Origin of the sequence: Paracoccus sediminilitoris (genome assembly GCF_003259195.1) — a bacterium.
In the GTDB taxonomy this organism is placed as follows: domain Bacteria; phylum Pseudomonadota; class Alphaproteobacteria; order Rhodobacterales; family Rhodobacteraceae; genus Paracoccus; species Paracoccus sediminilitoris.
This window is the reverse complement of sequence record NZ_QJPK01000002.1, coordinates 290,426-302,648: the sequence shown is the minus strand read 5'-3', so window position 1 is coordinate 302,648 and position 12,223 is coordinate 290,426. Positions and strand designations below refer to the sequence as shown.

The window sequence follows — 12,223 nt, the reverse complement described above, 5'->3', positions numbered from 1 at the left end:
CGCCCGCTAGGTCTGGAGCATGACACGCATCCCCCTTCTGGCGACCGCCGTCCTGGCCCTGACCACCGGCATCGCAGCCGCCCAACAGACATTGACGGCATCGGCTTGGCGGTCCGACGGGGCGCAGGTGCCCGAAACATCTGCCGAACTGCCGCCGGGGCTGGTTTCGGCGCAGCTGTTGCCGGGATGGTCCCTGCCGGGTGGCGACCGGATGATGGCGCTGGAACTGCGGCTGGAACCGGGGTGGAAGACCTATTGGCGGTCGCCGGGCGATACCGGCCTGCCGCCGCTTTTCGAATGGCAGGGGTCGGAAAACCTGCGGGACGTGTCCTTCCACTGGCCCACCCCCCAGGCGATCCGGTCGGGCGATCAGCTGGACCTGGGCTATCACGACCGGCTGGTCCTGCCCTTCACGGCCCATGCAACCGATCCGGACGACCCCATCACCATCAAGAGCCAGATCGAGATCGGCTTGTGCGAAGCCATCTGCGTTCCTGCCCGGCTGACGCTTGTCGCGCCGCCCGCGGGTACCGATCCCGATCCGCAGATCAAGGCGGCGCTGCAGGCGCAATCACAGGTGCTGGACGCCCGCCCCGCCTGCCGCGTGACCGCGCTGCAGGACGGCATGCGCCTTGCGGTCGATCTGCCCGTCGACCGAACAGGCATGGCCGCGATCGAGCTGCCCGACCAGCCCGACATCTGGATCTCGTCGGCGCAGATCGGGGCGGACAATCGGGCCACGGTCGAAATGGTCGCCCCCTCGGGCGAACCCTTCGATGTTGATACAGACGACCTGCGGGTCACGATGATCGTCGATCCCGAAACCACCCCCACGGGGTATGAAACCCATGGCTGCGACCGGCGCGATTAGGCCGTGCGGCGCAGCATCACCGCCGCCCCCGCCATGATCAGCGCCAGCAGCAGCAGATAGACCCCCATCGCCACGCCCAGGCCCGCAATGGGCCACCATGCCGGCAGGGATGCCCCCGCCCCCTGCACCGCCATCACCGGCAACAGGGTCACGGCAAAGGCCAGGCCCGCGCCCATCGCCCCCGCCCGCATCGCGCGGCGCATCCGGGGCGCCCGCGACGTGGACAGCGCGCGGCGGAACCCCCGCACCGCCCCGCCGATATCGGCCCCGATGGCCAGCACCGCCGGCACGACCAGCAGCACCAGCACCATCCCGAAGGCCAGGCCATAGGCCAGCGTCACCACCGTCGGCTTGAGGAACAGCGCCTGCGACGACCGTTCGTAAAGCAGCGGCGCAAGGCCCAGCACGGTGGTGGCCGTGGTCAGCAACACGGGGCGGAACCGGTCGGCGACGGCATCCATGATCGCGGGGCGCAACCCGCGTTCGGCGGCATATTCATCGATGGTGGAAATCAGCACGATGGAATCGTTGATGATGATCCCCGACATGCCGATCAGCCCGACGATGGAAAACATGCTCAGCGGCAATTGCCAGGCCGCATGTCCCCAGACCGCGCCGATCAGCCCGAAGGGAATGACCGACATGACCACCATCGGCCGCGTCCAGCTGGAAAAGATCCAGGCCAGCACCATGTAGATGCCGGTCAGCGCCAGCGCAAAGCCCGTCAGGGCATCCGACAGGAATTCGTTTTCCTGTTCCGACAGGCCGGTCAGATCGTAGAGGACGCCGTATTCCGCCGCGATGGCAGGCAGCAGGCTCTGCTGCAGGTTCTGGGTGATCTGCGCCGCCCGCGCCGGATCGTCCCCGGAAATGTCGCCGGTGACCAGGATCATCCTTTCGCCGTTTTCACGCCGGACGACGGAAAAACCGGCCTCGGTGGTGACGGTCACGATATCGGACAGGGGCACCCATCGGCCCGATGCGGTCCGCATCAGCATGCTGTCCAGGAAATCGCCGCGCCGGTCATCCTCGGGCAGTTCGACGGTGATGGCACCGGTGCGGGTGCCGACGGGAAAGGTCGCGGCCTCGATCCCGCCAAGGCGCTGGCGCAATTCGCGCGCCAGCCCTTGGGTGGTAAAGCCAAGCGCCTCGCCCTGCGGGGTCAGGTTCAGCGCCAGTTCGTCCTTGTCGTAATCCATGCTGTCTTCCAGCGCGGACACCTCGGGGAATTGCGACAGGCGCTGCTTCAGGGCCTCGGCCGCGGATTTCAGCTGACCGGCATCGGCGCCGGTCATCCGGACCGAAATGGCATCACCCCCCGGCCCCGACCGCGACCCGCGAAAGCTGATGGTTTCCAGCCGGGGATCGGTCGGCATGGCCTCTTGCAGGGCCTGGACGAATTCAAAGCTGGAATAGGGGCGGTAATCGGGATCGATCAGTTCCAGCTGAACGGCGCCCAGAAGGTCCTCGTCCTTGGTTTCGGCGCCTGGCAGGGGACGACCCGCATTGCCGCCGACCATGGTCATCACATGGGTCACGGGATTCAGCTCGTATTCCTGCTGGTATTCGCTGGCGACGCCCTCGACCGCCTGCTGGACCAAGCCCATGACCCGCAGCGTGTCGTCGCGGTCGGACCCGGGCAGCATGGCGAAATTACCCGCTACGCTGCCCTGCTCAGGCGCGTCGAAAAAGCGCCACGGCACCTGCCCCGACATCAGCGTCGCCGCCGACCATGACAGCCCCACGACCACCATCGCCAAGACCGGATAGCGCCAGCCCAATACAAAACGCGTCACTGGCCGCATGACCCCGCCAACAAAGCGATCCAGCCAGCGGTTCACCAGTTTCGAGGGGCGGTCGTACCAGCGGTCCTTGGCGGTATGGGCCAGCGCATGCGCCATGTGGTTGGGCAGGATCAGGAAACATTCGATCAGCGATGCCGCCAGCACCATGATCACCGTCAGCGGAATATCCCCCACCAGCCGCCCGAAACGCCCACCGATCAGCACCAGACCCGCAAAGGCGATGACGGTCGTCAGCGTCGATGACACCACCGGCGCAGCCATGCGGATCGCGGCGCGTTCGGCGGCGATCATCGGCGGTTCGCCCAGCTTGCGGGCCCGGTAATCGGCATGTTCTCCCACCACGATCGCGTCGTCGACGATGATCCCCAATGTCAGAATCAGCGCGAAAAGCGAGATCATGTTGATCGTCATGCCCGCCGCATACATCAGCGCCACCGCCGCCAGCAGCGATGCCGGAATGCCCGCCGCCACCCAGATGGCCGTGCGCGCGTTCAGGAACAGGAACAGCAGGCCCAGCACCAGCGCCAGCCCCAGCATCGCGTTGTCCAGCAGCAGGTCCAGCCGGGCCGAGATCAGTTCGGCCCGCGCCCGCACCAGTTCGATGCCGACGCCCTGCGGCAGGGTGGGGGCCATCTGGGCGACGGCTTCCTCGACCTGCCGCTGCATGCCGATGGCATCTCCCGTCGCGCTGCGCTGGACGGCGATGGTGACGGCGGGATCGCCATTCACGAAATAGGCCATGTCGCGATCGATGCCGCTGTCGGTGACCTGCGCCACGTCGCCGACGGTCAATTGGGTGCCGTCCGGCAGCGCCTTCAGGACCAGCGCCGCCACCGCCGCCGGATCGCGGGTTTCGGTGCCAGTGCGCACCCGCGCGGTGCCGGACGCGATATCGCCCGCGGGGGTCGCGGCGGCAGCGGCGCCGATGACGCCCGCGACCTCCTCCATGGTCAGGTCGTGGCGGATCAGGTCGGCCATGTTCAGCTGGACCAGCGTTTCGGGCGCCGACAGCCCCGCCGTCGAGATGCGCGTCACGCCGCGCTCGTAAAGCCTGTTGGACAGGTCATCGGCGATGCGGCCCAGCTGGGCCAGACCGACGGGTCCGGAAATGACCACGTCGGCCACGGAATCGCGCCATGCGCGACGGGTGATCTCGGGTTCCTCGGCGCCGTCGGGCAGGTCGCCCGCGGCGCTGATGGCGGTGTCCACCTCGGCTGCGGCACGCGACATGTCCCAGCCCGGCTCGAATTCCAGCCGCAGCCGGGCCGCACCTTGGGTCGCCCGGCTTTCGGTCAGCTCGACCCCCTCGACGCCCATCAGCGCGGGTTCCAGCACGCCCACCACGGATCGGTCGACATCATCGGCCCCCGCCCCGTCCCACCGAACCGTCACATCGATCTGCTGGACCACCGTGTCGGGAAAGAACTGCGCCCGCAGGCGCGGCGCGGAATAAAGCCCCGCCACGACCATCACGGCCAGCACCAGGTTGGCCAGCGTCCGGTGACGGACGAACAGCGACAGGATGCCGCGCGACCTAGCCACGTCCGGCACCCAGGGCGCCTTGGGCGCGACGATCGGCCTGCGGGTCAAGAATCTCCTCGGGGGCTTCGGCGTCGCGGATGCGGATGCCGATGCCCAGCTGCGGCGCGCGTTCGGCGACGATCCGTCCGCCCGCCAGGTCCGGCGGCACGCGGATGATGATGTCGTCGCCCTGGCGCCGCAGGACGGTCACGGGAATGGCCCGCAGCCGCCCCTCATCGCCCGCCGCCAGCACGGCACCGTCGGCCCCGACGGCGGTGGCGGGGATCAGGGCGGCGTCTTCCAGCATGGGTTCGGTGACATGGGTGCGGACGAAATCGCCCGGCCGCAACGCGCCGCCCCCTTCGGTAATGCGGGCAAAGACGATGCGCCCGGCGCTGCCCTCGGCCACGGATGCGGCGGCCCGGTCCAGTTCAGCCCGGGCGGTCAGCTGACCCGCGCTGCCATCCAGCAGCACGGTGACCTGATGCGCGCCAAGCCGGCCGTCGGTCTCGACCAGCCGCGCGAACTGGTCCAGCGACAGCGGGATCTGCACCTCCAGCGCGTCGGGGTCGATGATGGTGGCGATCTGTTCGCTCAGGCTGACCAGCCCGCCCTGCACGACCGTCACATCGGTCACGCGGCCATCAAAACCCGCGCGCAATTCGGTATCGGCCAGCTCGCGACGCGCCTCGGACAGCGCGATCTCGGACCGGCGAAGGGCGTTTTCGGCGGCGGTGACGGCGCTTTCGGCATCGGCCAGCGCGGCGCGGCGGCTGATCACCGCCTGTTCCGCCGTCGAGGCCGCCAGTTCCGCCGTTTCCCGGTCAAGGCTGGTGCCCAGCCCCCGCCCCGACAATTCCTGCTGGCGGGTGACGGCGGCCTCGCGCAGTTCGGCCTGGCGTTCGGCGGCGGCCAGGTCCTCTCCGGCGATCAGGACGGCGCGGCGGGCATCCGCCAGCCGCCCTTCGGCATCGTCGCGTTCGGCCTGCCCGCTGTCCAGCGCCGCCTGTGCCGGGGCCGGATCGATGCGGGCCAGCAGCTGACCCTTGGCAACCGTTCCGCCCTCTTGCAGGGCCTCGGCCAGTTCCACGACCCGCCCTGAGGCACCGGCCCGCAATTGCAGTTCGCGCCGTGACTGGATGCTGCCATAGACCTGCAATTGCGGCTGCACCGGCCCCGGCGTGACCGTCACCAGACGCGCCGCATAGACCTGTTCCGACGCCTGCCGTTCGGCCCCTGCGTCATCCTCGACGGGTCGCGATGCCTGCCACAGCAGAAATGCCGCCAGAAACAGCAGCGCCACGGTCAGGAAAGTCAGGAACAGCCCCATCAGGCCGCGGGTCATGAAGCGCATGCGTCAAAGGTCCATATCTCGGGCGGTCCGGATAACCCATGATGGGGAAACGGAACCTAAACGGAAAGCGATTCCAGCCGCGCCGCCAGCGACAGAAGGTCCGCCCATGCCTCGCGCTTGGCGGCAGGGTTGCGCAGCAGATAGGCCGGGTGCGTCATCGGCAGCGCCGGACGCCCGAAAGCCTGTGTCCACTGACCCCGCAGCCGCAGGATGCCGCGCTTTTCCAGCGCCGCCTGGCAGGCGACGTTGCCCAGCAGCACGATGATATCGGGATCGACCAGCTGGATATGGCGCCGCACGAAGGGCAAACTCACGAGGATTTCATCGGCATGAGGGTCGCGATTGCCGGGCGGATGCCATGGCAGGACGTTGGTGATATAGATCGCGCGTTCCGCATCCGTGGCGTCGCGGGCCATGCCGATGGCCCCGAACATCTGGTCCAGCAGCCGCCCCGCACGCCCCACGAAGGGACGGCCCTGGCGGTCTTCCTCGTCGCCGGGCGCCTCGCCCAGGATCAGGATACGGCCCGCGGGATTGCCATCCGCAAAGCAGAAGTTCCGCGCGCCCTTCTTCAGCTCGATCCCGTCGAACCCTTCCTGAATCCGGGCCAGGTCGGCCAGCGACGTGGCGCTGGCGGCCAGCGCCTCGGCCTGGGCCAGACGCTCGGCCCGGTCATCCTCCAGCCCCGGCAGGGCGGGTGCGGCGGCGGGGGCCTGGACGGCGATCGGCGGCAGGTCGGGGGCGGCCACGCGGGCGGGCAGTTCGAACCGGTCGATGGGTTCGTCCATGACGGGCACATCCGCACCCATCTCGATCTGCCATTCCAGCAACGCCAAGGCGGTGTCGCCGTCCAGCGCGATTCCCTGATATGTTGCCCCGTCCATCACAGGCCGCAAGCTAGGGCCAAGGACCGGACTAGTCCACCACCAGCATGTAGCCCGTGCCGCGAACCGTCTGCAGAAAGCGCGGTTCGCGCGGATCGGGTTCGATCTTGCGGCGCAGGCGGGTCATCTGGACGTCGATGGCGCGTTCGCCGCCCTCGGCCTCGTCACCGTTGCCGCGGCCCAGATCCTCAATCAGGTCGGCGCGGCTGACGGGCTGGCCGCGGCTGGCGGCCAGTCGGCGCAGCAGGGCGGCCTCAGTGCCGGTCAGGCGCATAGGCGTGTCACCCTGCCACAATTCGCCTTTTTCGGTGTCATAGCGCAGCTGGCCAAGCGTCAGGAACTTGGGCTGGACAACCTCGGCGGCGGGAACGCGGCGCAGGATGGCCCCGATGCGCAGCAGCAATTCGCGCGGCTCGAAGGGCTTGGCCAGATAATCATCCGCGCCGCTTTCAAGCCCGGTGATGCGGTCCTCGATCTCGCCCCTGGCGGTCAACAGCAGGATGGGCGTCTGAATGCGGGTGCGCAGATCGCGCGTCAGGGCCAGGCCGTCTTCGCCCGGCATCATCACGTCCAGCACGATCATGTCGAATTCCAGCCCCGCCAGCAGGCGACGCGCCTGCGCGGCATCGCGGGCCATGCTGACCATGAAGCCGTTCTTGCGCAGGAAACGGGCCAGCAGCGCACGGATGCGTTCATCATCGTCGACGATCAGCAGATGGGCATCGGGTGCGGTCATGGGGCCTCGGCTGTCAGCGGTCTTCGGGAAGATCCTTCAGCGCCTGATACTGCGACCGCGTCTCGGGGTCCATCATCGCTTCCAGCACCTGTCGGAAACCCGCCACCGCCTGCGGACCGGCCGTGCGATAGGCCAGGCGCATCCGGGCGCGCTGCGCCTCGGTCAGGCGGCGTTCCAGCGCGGTGCCGGCGGCGGTCAGATACAGCTGGCGTTCGCGCCGGTCGCGCCGTCCGATGCGGCTGTCGACCAGCCCGTCTTCGATCAACGTCCGCAGCACCCGGTTCAGCGACTGCTTGGTCACGCCCAGCACCGCCAGCAGCGATGTCACCGTCAGCCCCGGATCGCGGTTGATGAAATGCAGCGCCCGGTGATGGGCCCGCCCGTAATCCATGTCGGCCAGGATGATGTCGGGATCGGCGGTGAAGGCGCGATAGGCAAAGAACATCGCCTCGATCCCGCGACGCAGCTGGTCGTCGGTCAGAAACAGCAGATCCTCGCCCATCATGGTCTGAACCCGCGCTTTGTCCTGCATCCGTTCCATCCTGTCCTGTTGATCGCCGCCATAGGGCAGTCTTGTTGACTTTCTATCCGGTGATTGCTAGCCGTCAACCGTCTTGCGTAACAAACATGCCAAATCCGCCCTGACATACGCAAGAATCGTAAAATCGGGCGGCGGATGGAGAAAGACATGACGGCGGCTTACGACGATCGCGACGGCAAGATCTGGATGAACGGAGAAATGGTCGACTGGCGCGACGCAAACGTGCATATCCTGACGCATGCGATGCATTACGCCTCCTCGGTCTTCGAGGGTGAGCGGTGCTATGACGGCAAGATTTTCAAGAGCCATGAACATTCCCTGCGCCTGATCGAATCGGGCAGACTTCTGGACATGCCCATCCCCTATAGCGCCGAGGAGATCGACGCCGCCAAGGAGGCCGTGCTGAAGGCCAACGGGTTCGAGAACGCCTATGTGCGCGTCGTCGCATGGCGCGGGTCGGGGCCCGACATGGGCGTGTCGGCTGCGCGCAACCCCGTCTGCATGGCGGTCGCCGCATGGGAATGGGGCAGCTATTACGGCGATGCCAAGTGGCAGGGTGCGAAACTGGACGTCGCCAAATGGAAGCGTCCCAGCCCCGAGACCATCCCGACGGCCGCCAAGGCCGCGGGTCTTTATATGATCTGCACCATGTCCAAGCACGCCGCCGAAGCCAAGGGCTGTTCCGACGCGCTGTTCATGGACTGGGAGGGTTACGTGGCCGAAGCGACCGGCGCCAACATCTTCTTCGTCAAGGACGGTGAGATCCACACGCCCATGGCAGACCGTTTCCTGAACGGCATCACGCGCCAGACCGTCATCCAGATGCTGAAGGACAAGGGCTACACCGTCCACGAACGACGCATCCTGCCCGAGGAGCTGGAAAGCTTCAACGAATGCTGGCTGACCGGCACCGCCGCCGAGGTTACCCCGGTGGGCCAGATCGGCGACTGGCATTTCCAGGTCGGCCAGATCACCCGCGACGTGGCCGAAAGCTATGAGGCGCTGGTCCGCGCCTGATCCGACCAACTGACGAAGGACCGACCGACGAAGATAAGGCCGCATCCCTCGGGTGCGGCCTTATCGCGTGGATTGGCATCGGTTCAGGTCAGATGGCCCCGCTCGATGCGGGCGTATTCGGTGGCCTTGCGGCTGCGCGGATCGCGCGACTTGGGCTGGCTGTGCAGGCTGCGGATGGCGGGATGCAGCTTGTCGATGCGGTCCTGCCTGAGGAATTCGCGCATGCGGGCCGTGCCCTGCATGCGGGGTTGATCGGCGATATGCTTGGTCATGGTGGCCCTCCTGCGGACCACCATAGGACCAATTCGGCCATTTTCAAAGCCCCCGTCGACCCTCAGGCGGCCTTGATGCCCTGTGCCGCGGCCAGAACGGCATGCAGCGCCACCGGATCGTCATTGGCCCGCAGCTTGGCCCGCAGGTCCGTGTCGCGCAGCGTCCGCGACACCAGCGCCAGCGCCTTGAGGTGATCCACGCCGCTGCTTTCGGGGGCCAGCAAGGCAAAGACCAGATCGACCGGCTGGCGGTCGACGGCATCGAAATCCAAGGGCTTTTCAAGCCTCAGAAACATGCCCGCAACCTTGTCCAGCCCGTGCAGCCGCGCATGCGGCAGGGCGACACCCTGGCCCACGCCGGTCGGCCCCAGGCTCTCCCGTTCCTGCAGCGCATCCAGCACCTCCGATGCGACAAGCCCGTATTCGACCTGCGCCAGATCGGCCAGCTCCTGAAACAGCCGTTTCTTCGAGGTGATCTGCCCCAATGAACGGACAGCCCCGGGTCGGAGGATTTCACTCAGTTGCATTGTCCAGTGTCTTTCCCATGCTGTGCGCCCCCGAACGGCATGTCGGGGGCACCCCAGTCATTCAAGCGTCACAACGCGGCAGGCGTCAGCCATTCCCGCGAGGATCGATCCATCCCACATTGCCGTCGTCGCGGCGATGGACGACGTTGACGCCGCCATGTTTCTCGTTGCGGAACACCAGAAGCGGGGTTCCCGACAGCTCCATCTGCATCACGGCATCACCGACCGACAGGGTCGGCACGCGCGATTCCATTTCGGCGATGATGATGGGCTGCAGACCGCTGTCCTGCGATTCCCATGCATCCTCGTCGGCGGCCAGCACATAACTGTCCGCCTGTCCGAAGACAACAGGCTCGGCGCGCTGCTGGTGGTGATCCTTCAGGCGGCGCTTGTAGCGGCGCAGCTGCTTGTCCATCTTTTCGCGGCAGGCCTCGAAGGCGGCATAGATGTCGGTGGCGGCACCACGCGCGGTCACGTTCAGCCCGGTGGACAGGTGAACGACGGAATCACACAGGAACTGGTGGGCATCCTTGGAAAAGGTCACGGCCGCATCGGTGGGCCGCTGCGAATACTTTTCGATCGTCTCGCCCAGCTCGGTCTTGACATGGGTGGTCAGGGCGTCGCCGACATCGATGTGTTTTCCGCTGATGGTGTAGCGCATCGTATTTCCTCTCCGGTTGCCCGTCCTGCATGCGTCGGCCCGTCAAAAACAGCCGGCGACGGCGGGAACGGGTGTCACGGGCCATGTCATCAGTCCGGCCCGCATGATTCAATTTGGTGACAGCGGACCGGATCTGTCAACGGGTCCCACAAGGGCGTGATCAGGATTCTTCGATGCAGGACGGGCCGTTGGACGCGGTTCAGGACATGCGGAAATCGTCGCCCAGATAGACTTGGCGCACCTTCGGGTCGGCCACGATCTGATCGGTGCTGCCCGACATCAGCACATGCCCATCATGCAGGATATAGGCCCGGTCGACGATGCCCAATGTCTCGCGCACGTTGTGGTCGGTGATCAACACGCCGATGCCGCGCGATTTCAGCGCATGGACCAGGGTGCGGATCTCTCCGACGGCGATGGGATCGACGCCCGCGAAAGGTTCGTCCAGCAGCAGGAAGCTGGGGTCCGAGGCCAGGCAGCGCGCGATTTCCGCCCGCCTGCGTTCGCCCCCCGACAGCGCCATGGCCGAGGCATGGCGCAGGTGGGTGATGGAAAAATCGGCCAGCAGTTCCTCAAGGCGGTCGCGCCTGTGACGGGGATCGGCGACCGCGACCTCCAGGACCGCCATGATGTTCTGTTCGACCGTCAGCCCGCGAAAGATCGACATCTCCTGCGGCAGATAGCCGATGCCCATCCGGGCGCGGCGGAACATCGGCAGGCGCGTGGCGTCACGCCCGTCGATCGCCACCTGCCCCGCATCGGGCGTGACCAGCCCGGCGATGCAGTAAAAGCAGGTCGTCTTGCCCGATCCGTTCGGGCCCAGCAGGGCCACGACCTCGCCCCGGTTCAGGCTGACCGAGACGTCGCGGATCACCAGACGGTTGCGATAGGATTTGCGCAGATTCCGGACATCCAGCCCCTTGGCCGCCTCGGACATCAGTTCGTGCCCGGCTGCAAGACGGACCGGACGCGGCCATTGACCTGCGCGGCCCCCGTGGCCAGATCGACCGTGACCTTGTCGCCGCTGAGGACATTCTGGCCCTGGCTGAGGAGCACGTCGCCCGTCAGGACAACATTGCCGCCCTCGACGTCATAGACGGCCTTCTGCGCCTCGGCGGCGTCTTCGCCACTGACCAAGGTGACGTTGCCGGTGGCGGTCAGCGACTGGATGCGGTTCTGCCCGCCTTCGGCATATTGGACGGTCACCTGATCGGCGGACAGGCGCATGTCGCCCTGCCCGATCACGACATTGCCCTCGAACAGGGCGCTGCCGTCGGTCTGGTTGACCGTCAGGTTGTCGGACGCCACCTCGACCGGGGCCGAGACATCGGCCTTCATCCCGCCGAAGGTGACGTTCTGCGCGGATGCGGGGGCGGCAAGCAATGCCAGGGCGGTCAGCAGGGGGCGAAGCATGAGGTCGTTCCTTGCAAGAGGTCAGGGCTGGTATATCAGACGGACACCGCCCGAGAAATTCAATATCGCGGGCTTGTCGCCGCCCGCATCCGCATCGACGTCACCCGCGGGCGCAAGACGCATCCGGTCCGCCCTGAGGGTGCCAAAGGGGGCGTCGGCCTCGATCCCCTGATCGGCGGTGATCACCGAACGTTCGGTCTGTGCCTCGATCCGGTCGGTGCGGACCTGCCACCCCGTCGAGGTCGACATGACGACACCGCCCTCCAGGCTGACGACGCCCTCGCCCGCCCCGCCCGACGGCGCGACCAGATCGGCGGTGACCCCGTCGGGGCGCCGCCAGTCAAGGCGCAGATCCTGCGCCCGGCCGCCCCCGGCCGTGGCATCGGGCGCGACGCTGCTGGCGGCCAGCGACATCTGCACCCCGTCCTCGGTCACGCCCATGTATTCCGGCCCGACGATCCGCCCCTCGCGGGCGGCGGCCTCGGCATCGACCTCGGCATAGGGGATGCGCGATTCGCTGTCCGATCCGCGCGACAGCAGGAACATCGTGGACAGCATCGCCAGCGCCACCAGCGGCAGCAGGACGCGCAACCAGCGGACGATGCGGGTGCGGTTCATGGC

Annotated in this window: 13 protein-coding genes; 2 read left to right on the top strand and 11 right to left on the bottom strand. The window is 67.0% G+C overall.

Translation table 11 applies throughout. From position 1 onward, the window contains the following. Window positions 1–19 precede the first annotated feature (19 nt). A complete protein-coding gene (locus DKT70_RS05370) occupies window positions 20–871 on the top strand; it encodes a protein-disulfide reductase DsbD domain-containing protein (protein ID WP_111558162.1) in 852 nt (283 codons plus the stop codon). On the opposite strand, the gene DKT70_RS05365 is transcribed toward DKT70_RS05370, so the two are convergent. Genes DKT70_RS05365 through DKT70_RS05345 form a run of 5 tightly spaced genes read right to left on the bottom strand, consistent with a single transcriptional unit; the run spans window position 868 to window position 7,703 of the window. Further along, the gene (locus DKT70_RS05365; protein WP_233490430.1) at window positions 868–4,266 is read right to left on the bottom strand and encodes an efflux RND transporter permease subunit; all 3,399 of its coding nucleotides are present in this window, start codon (window positions 4,264–4,266) and stop codon (window positions 868–870) included. The genes DKT70_RS05370 and DKT70_RS05365 overlap by 4 nt on opposite strands. Then, window positions 4,211–5,551 carry an efflux RND transporter periplasmic adaptor subunit gene (locus DKT70_RS05360; protein WP_111558161.1) on the bottom strand — a complete coding sequence of 447 codons (1,341 nt, stop codon included), beginning with the start codon at window positions 5,549–5,551 and terminating at the stop codon, window positions 4,211–4,213. Before DKT70_RS05360 ends, DKT70_RS05365 begins: the two co-directional genes overlap by 56 nt. Window positions 5,552–5,607: 56 nt before the next feature. Next, entirely contained in the window at window positions 5,608–6,435 is an 828-nt protein-coding gene (locus tag DKT70_RS05355) for a uracil-DNA glycosylase (RefSeq protein ID WP_111558231.1), read from the bottom strand. Between the two features lie 31 nt (window positions 6,436–6,466). Continuing rightward, window positions 6,467–7,171 carry a response regulator gene (locus DKT70_RS05350; RefSeq protein WP_111558160.1) on the bottom strand — a complete coding sequence of 235 codons (705 nt, stop codon included), beginning with the start codon at window positions 7,169–7,171 and terminating at the stop codon, window positions 6,467–6,469. A 13-nt stretch (window positions 7,172–7,184) separates the two neighbouring features. Further along, window positions 7,185–7,703 (bottom strand): MarR family winged helix-turn-helix transcriptional regulator, encoded by a 519-nt coding sequence (locus DKT70_RS05345; protein ID WP_233490429.1) that lies wholly within the window; start codon window positions 7,701–7,703, stop codon window positions 7,185–7,187. Between the two features lie 156 nt (window positions 7,704–7,859). Between DKT70_RS05345 and DKT70_RS05340 the strand changes: the two genes are divergently transcribed. Further along, on the top strand, window positions 7,860–8,729 hold the full coding sequence (locus tag DKT70_RS05340; RefSeq protein ID WP_111558229.1) for a branched-chain amino acid aminotransferase: 870 nt from the start codon (window positions 7,860–7,862) through the stop codon (window positions 8,727–8,729). Window positions 8,730–8,812: 83 nt separating this feature from the next. On the opposite strand, the gene DKT70_RS05335 is transcribed toward DKT70_RS05340, so the two are convergent. The 6 genes from DKT70_RS05335 to DKT70_RS05310 form a co-directional block, all read right to left on the bottom strand. Next, window positions 8,813–9,001: a hypothetical protein gene (locus DKT70_RS05335; protein ID WP_111558159.1), complete on the bottom strand. Its 189-nt coding sequence runs from the start codon at window positions 8,999–9,001 to the stop codon at window positions 8,813–8,815. Between the two features lie 62 nt (window positions 9,002–9,063). Continuing rightward, on the bottom strand, window positions 9,064–9,528 hold the full coding sequence (locus DKT70_RS05330; protein ID WP_111558158.1) for a PTS sugar transporter subunit IIA: 465 nt from the start codon (window positions 9,526–9,528) through the stop codon (window positions 9,064–9,066). 85 nt (window positions 9,529–9,613) lie between these two features. Further along, entirely contained in the window at window positions 9,614–10,189 is a 576-nt protein-coding gene (gene hpf, locus DKT70_RS05325) for a ribosome hibernation-promoting factor, HPF/YfiA family (protein WP_072296553.1), read from the bottom strand. Window positions 10,190–10,388: 199 nt separating this feature from the next. After that, window positions 10,389–11,126, bottom strand: a complete 738-nt coding sequence (gene lptB, locus DKT70_RS05320; RefSeq protein ID WP_111558157.1) for an LPS export ABC transporter ATP-binding protein — start codon at window positions 11,124–11,126, stop codon at window positions 10,389–10,391. Then, on the bottom strand, window positions 11,126–11,602 hold the full coding sequence (lptA, locus tag DKT70_RS05315; protein WP_111558156.1) for a lipopolysaccharide transport periplasmic protein LptA: 477 nt from the start codon (window positions 11,600–11,602) through the stop codon (window positions 11,126–11,128). Before lptA ends, lptB begins: the two co-directional genes overlap by 1 nt. 21 nt (window positions 11,603–11,623) lie before the next feature. Beyond that, window positions 11,624–12,220, bottom strand: a complete 597-nt coding sequence (locus DKT70_RS05310) for a hypothetical protein (RefSeq protein ID WP_111558155.1) — start codon at window positions 12,218–12,220, stop codon at window positions 11,624–11,626. Between the last annotated feature and the right edge of the window lie 3 nt (window positions 12,221–12,223).

Coding starts and splice junctions, on each gene's coding strand:
- DKT70_RS05310 (WP_111558155.1), bottom strand. CDS start 12,220: ATGAACCGCACCCGCATCGTCCGCTGGTTGCGCGTCCTGCTGCCGCTG.
- DKT70_RS05370 (WP_111558162.1), top strand. CDS start 20: ATGACACGCATCCCCCTTCTGGCGACCGCCGTCCTGGCCCTGACCACC.
- DKT70_RS05360 (WP_111558161.1), bottom strand. CDS start 5,551: ATGCGCTTCATGACCCGCGGCCTGATGGGGCTGTTCCTGACTTTCCTG.
- lptA (WP_111558156.1), bottom strand. CDS start 11,602: ATGCTTCGCCCCCTGCTGACCGCCCTGGCATTGCTTGCCGCCCCCGCA.
- DKT70_RS05335 (WP_111558159.1), bottom strand. CDS start 9,001: ATGACCAAGCATATCGCCGATCAACCCCGCATGCAGGGCACGGCCCGC.
- DKT70_RS05355 (WP_111558231.1), bottom strand. CDS start 6,435: ATGGACGGGGCAACATATCAGGGAATCGCGCTGGACGGCGACACCGCC.
- DKT70_RS05330 (WP_111558158.1), bottom strand. CDS start 9,528: ATGCAACTGAGTGAAATCCTCCGACCCGGGGCTGTCCGTTCATTGGGG.
- DKT70_RS05340 (WP_111558229.1), top strand. CDS start 7,860: ATGACGGCGGCTTACGACGATCGCGACGGCAAGATCTGGATGAACGGA.
- DKT70_RS05350 (WP_111558160.1), bottom strand. CDS start 7,171: ATGACCGCACCCGATGCCCATCTGCTGATCGTCGACGATGATGAACGC.
- hpf (WP_072296553.1), bottom strand. CDS start 10,189: ATGCGCTACACCATCAGCGGAAAACACATCGATGTCGGCGACGCCCTG.
- lptB (WP_111558157.1), bottom strand. CDS start 11,126: ATGTCCGAGGCGGCCAAGGGGCTGGATGTCCGGAATCTGCGCAAATCC.
- DKT70_RS05345 (WP_233490429.1), bottom strand. CDS start 7,703: ATGCAGGACAAAGCGCGGGTTCAGACCATGATGGGCGAGGATCTGCTG.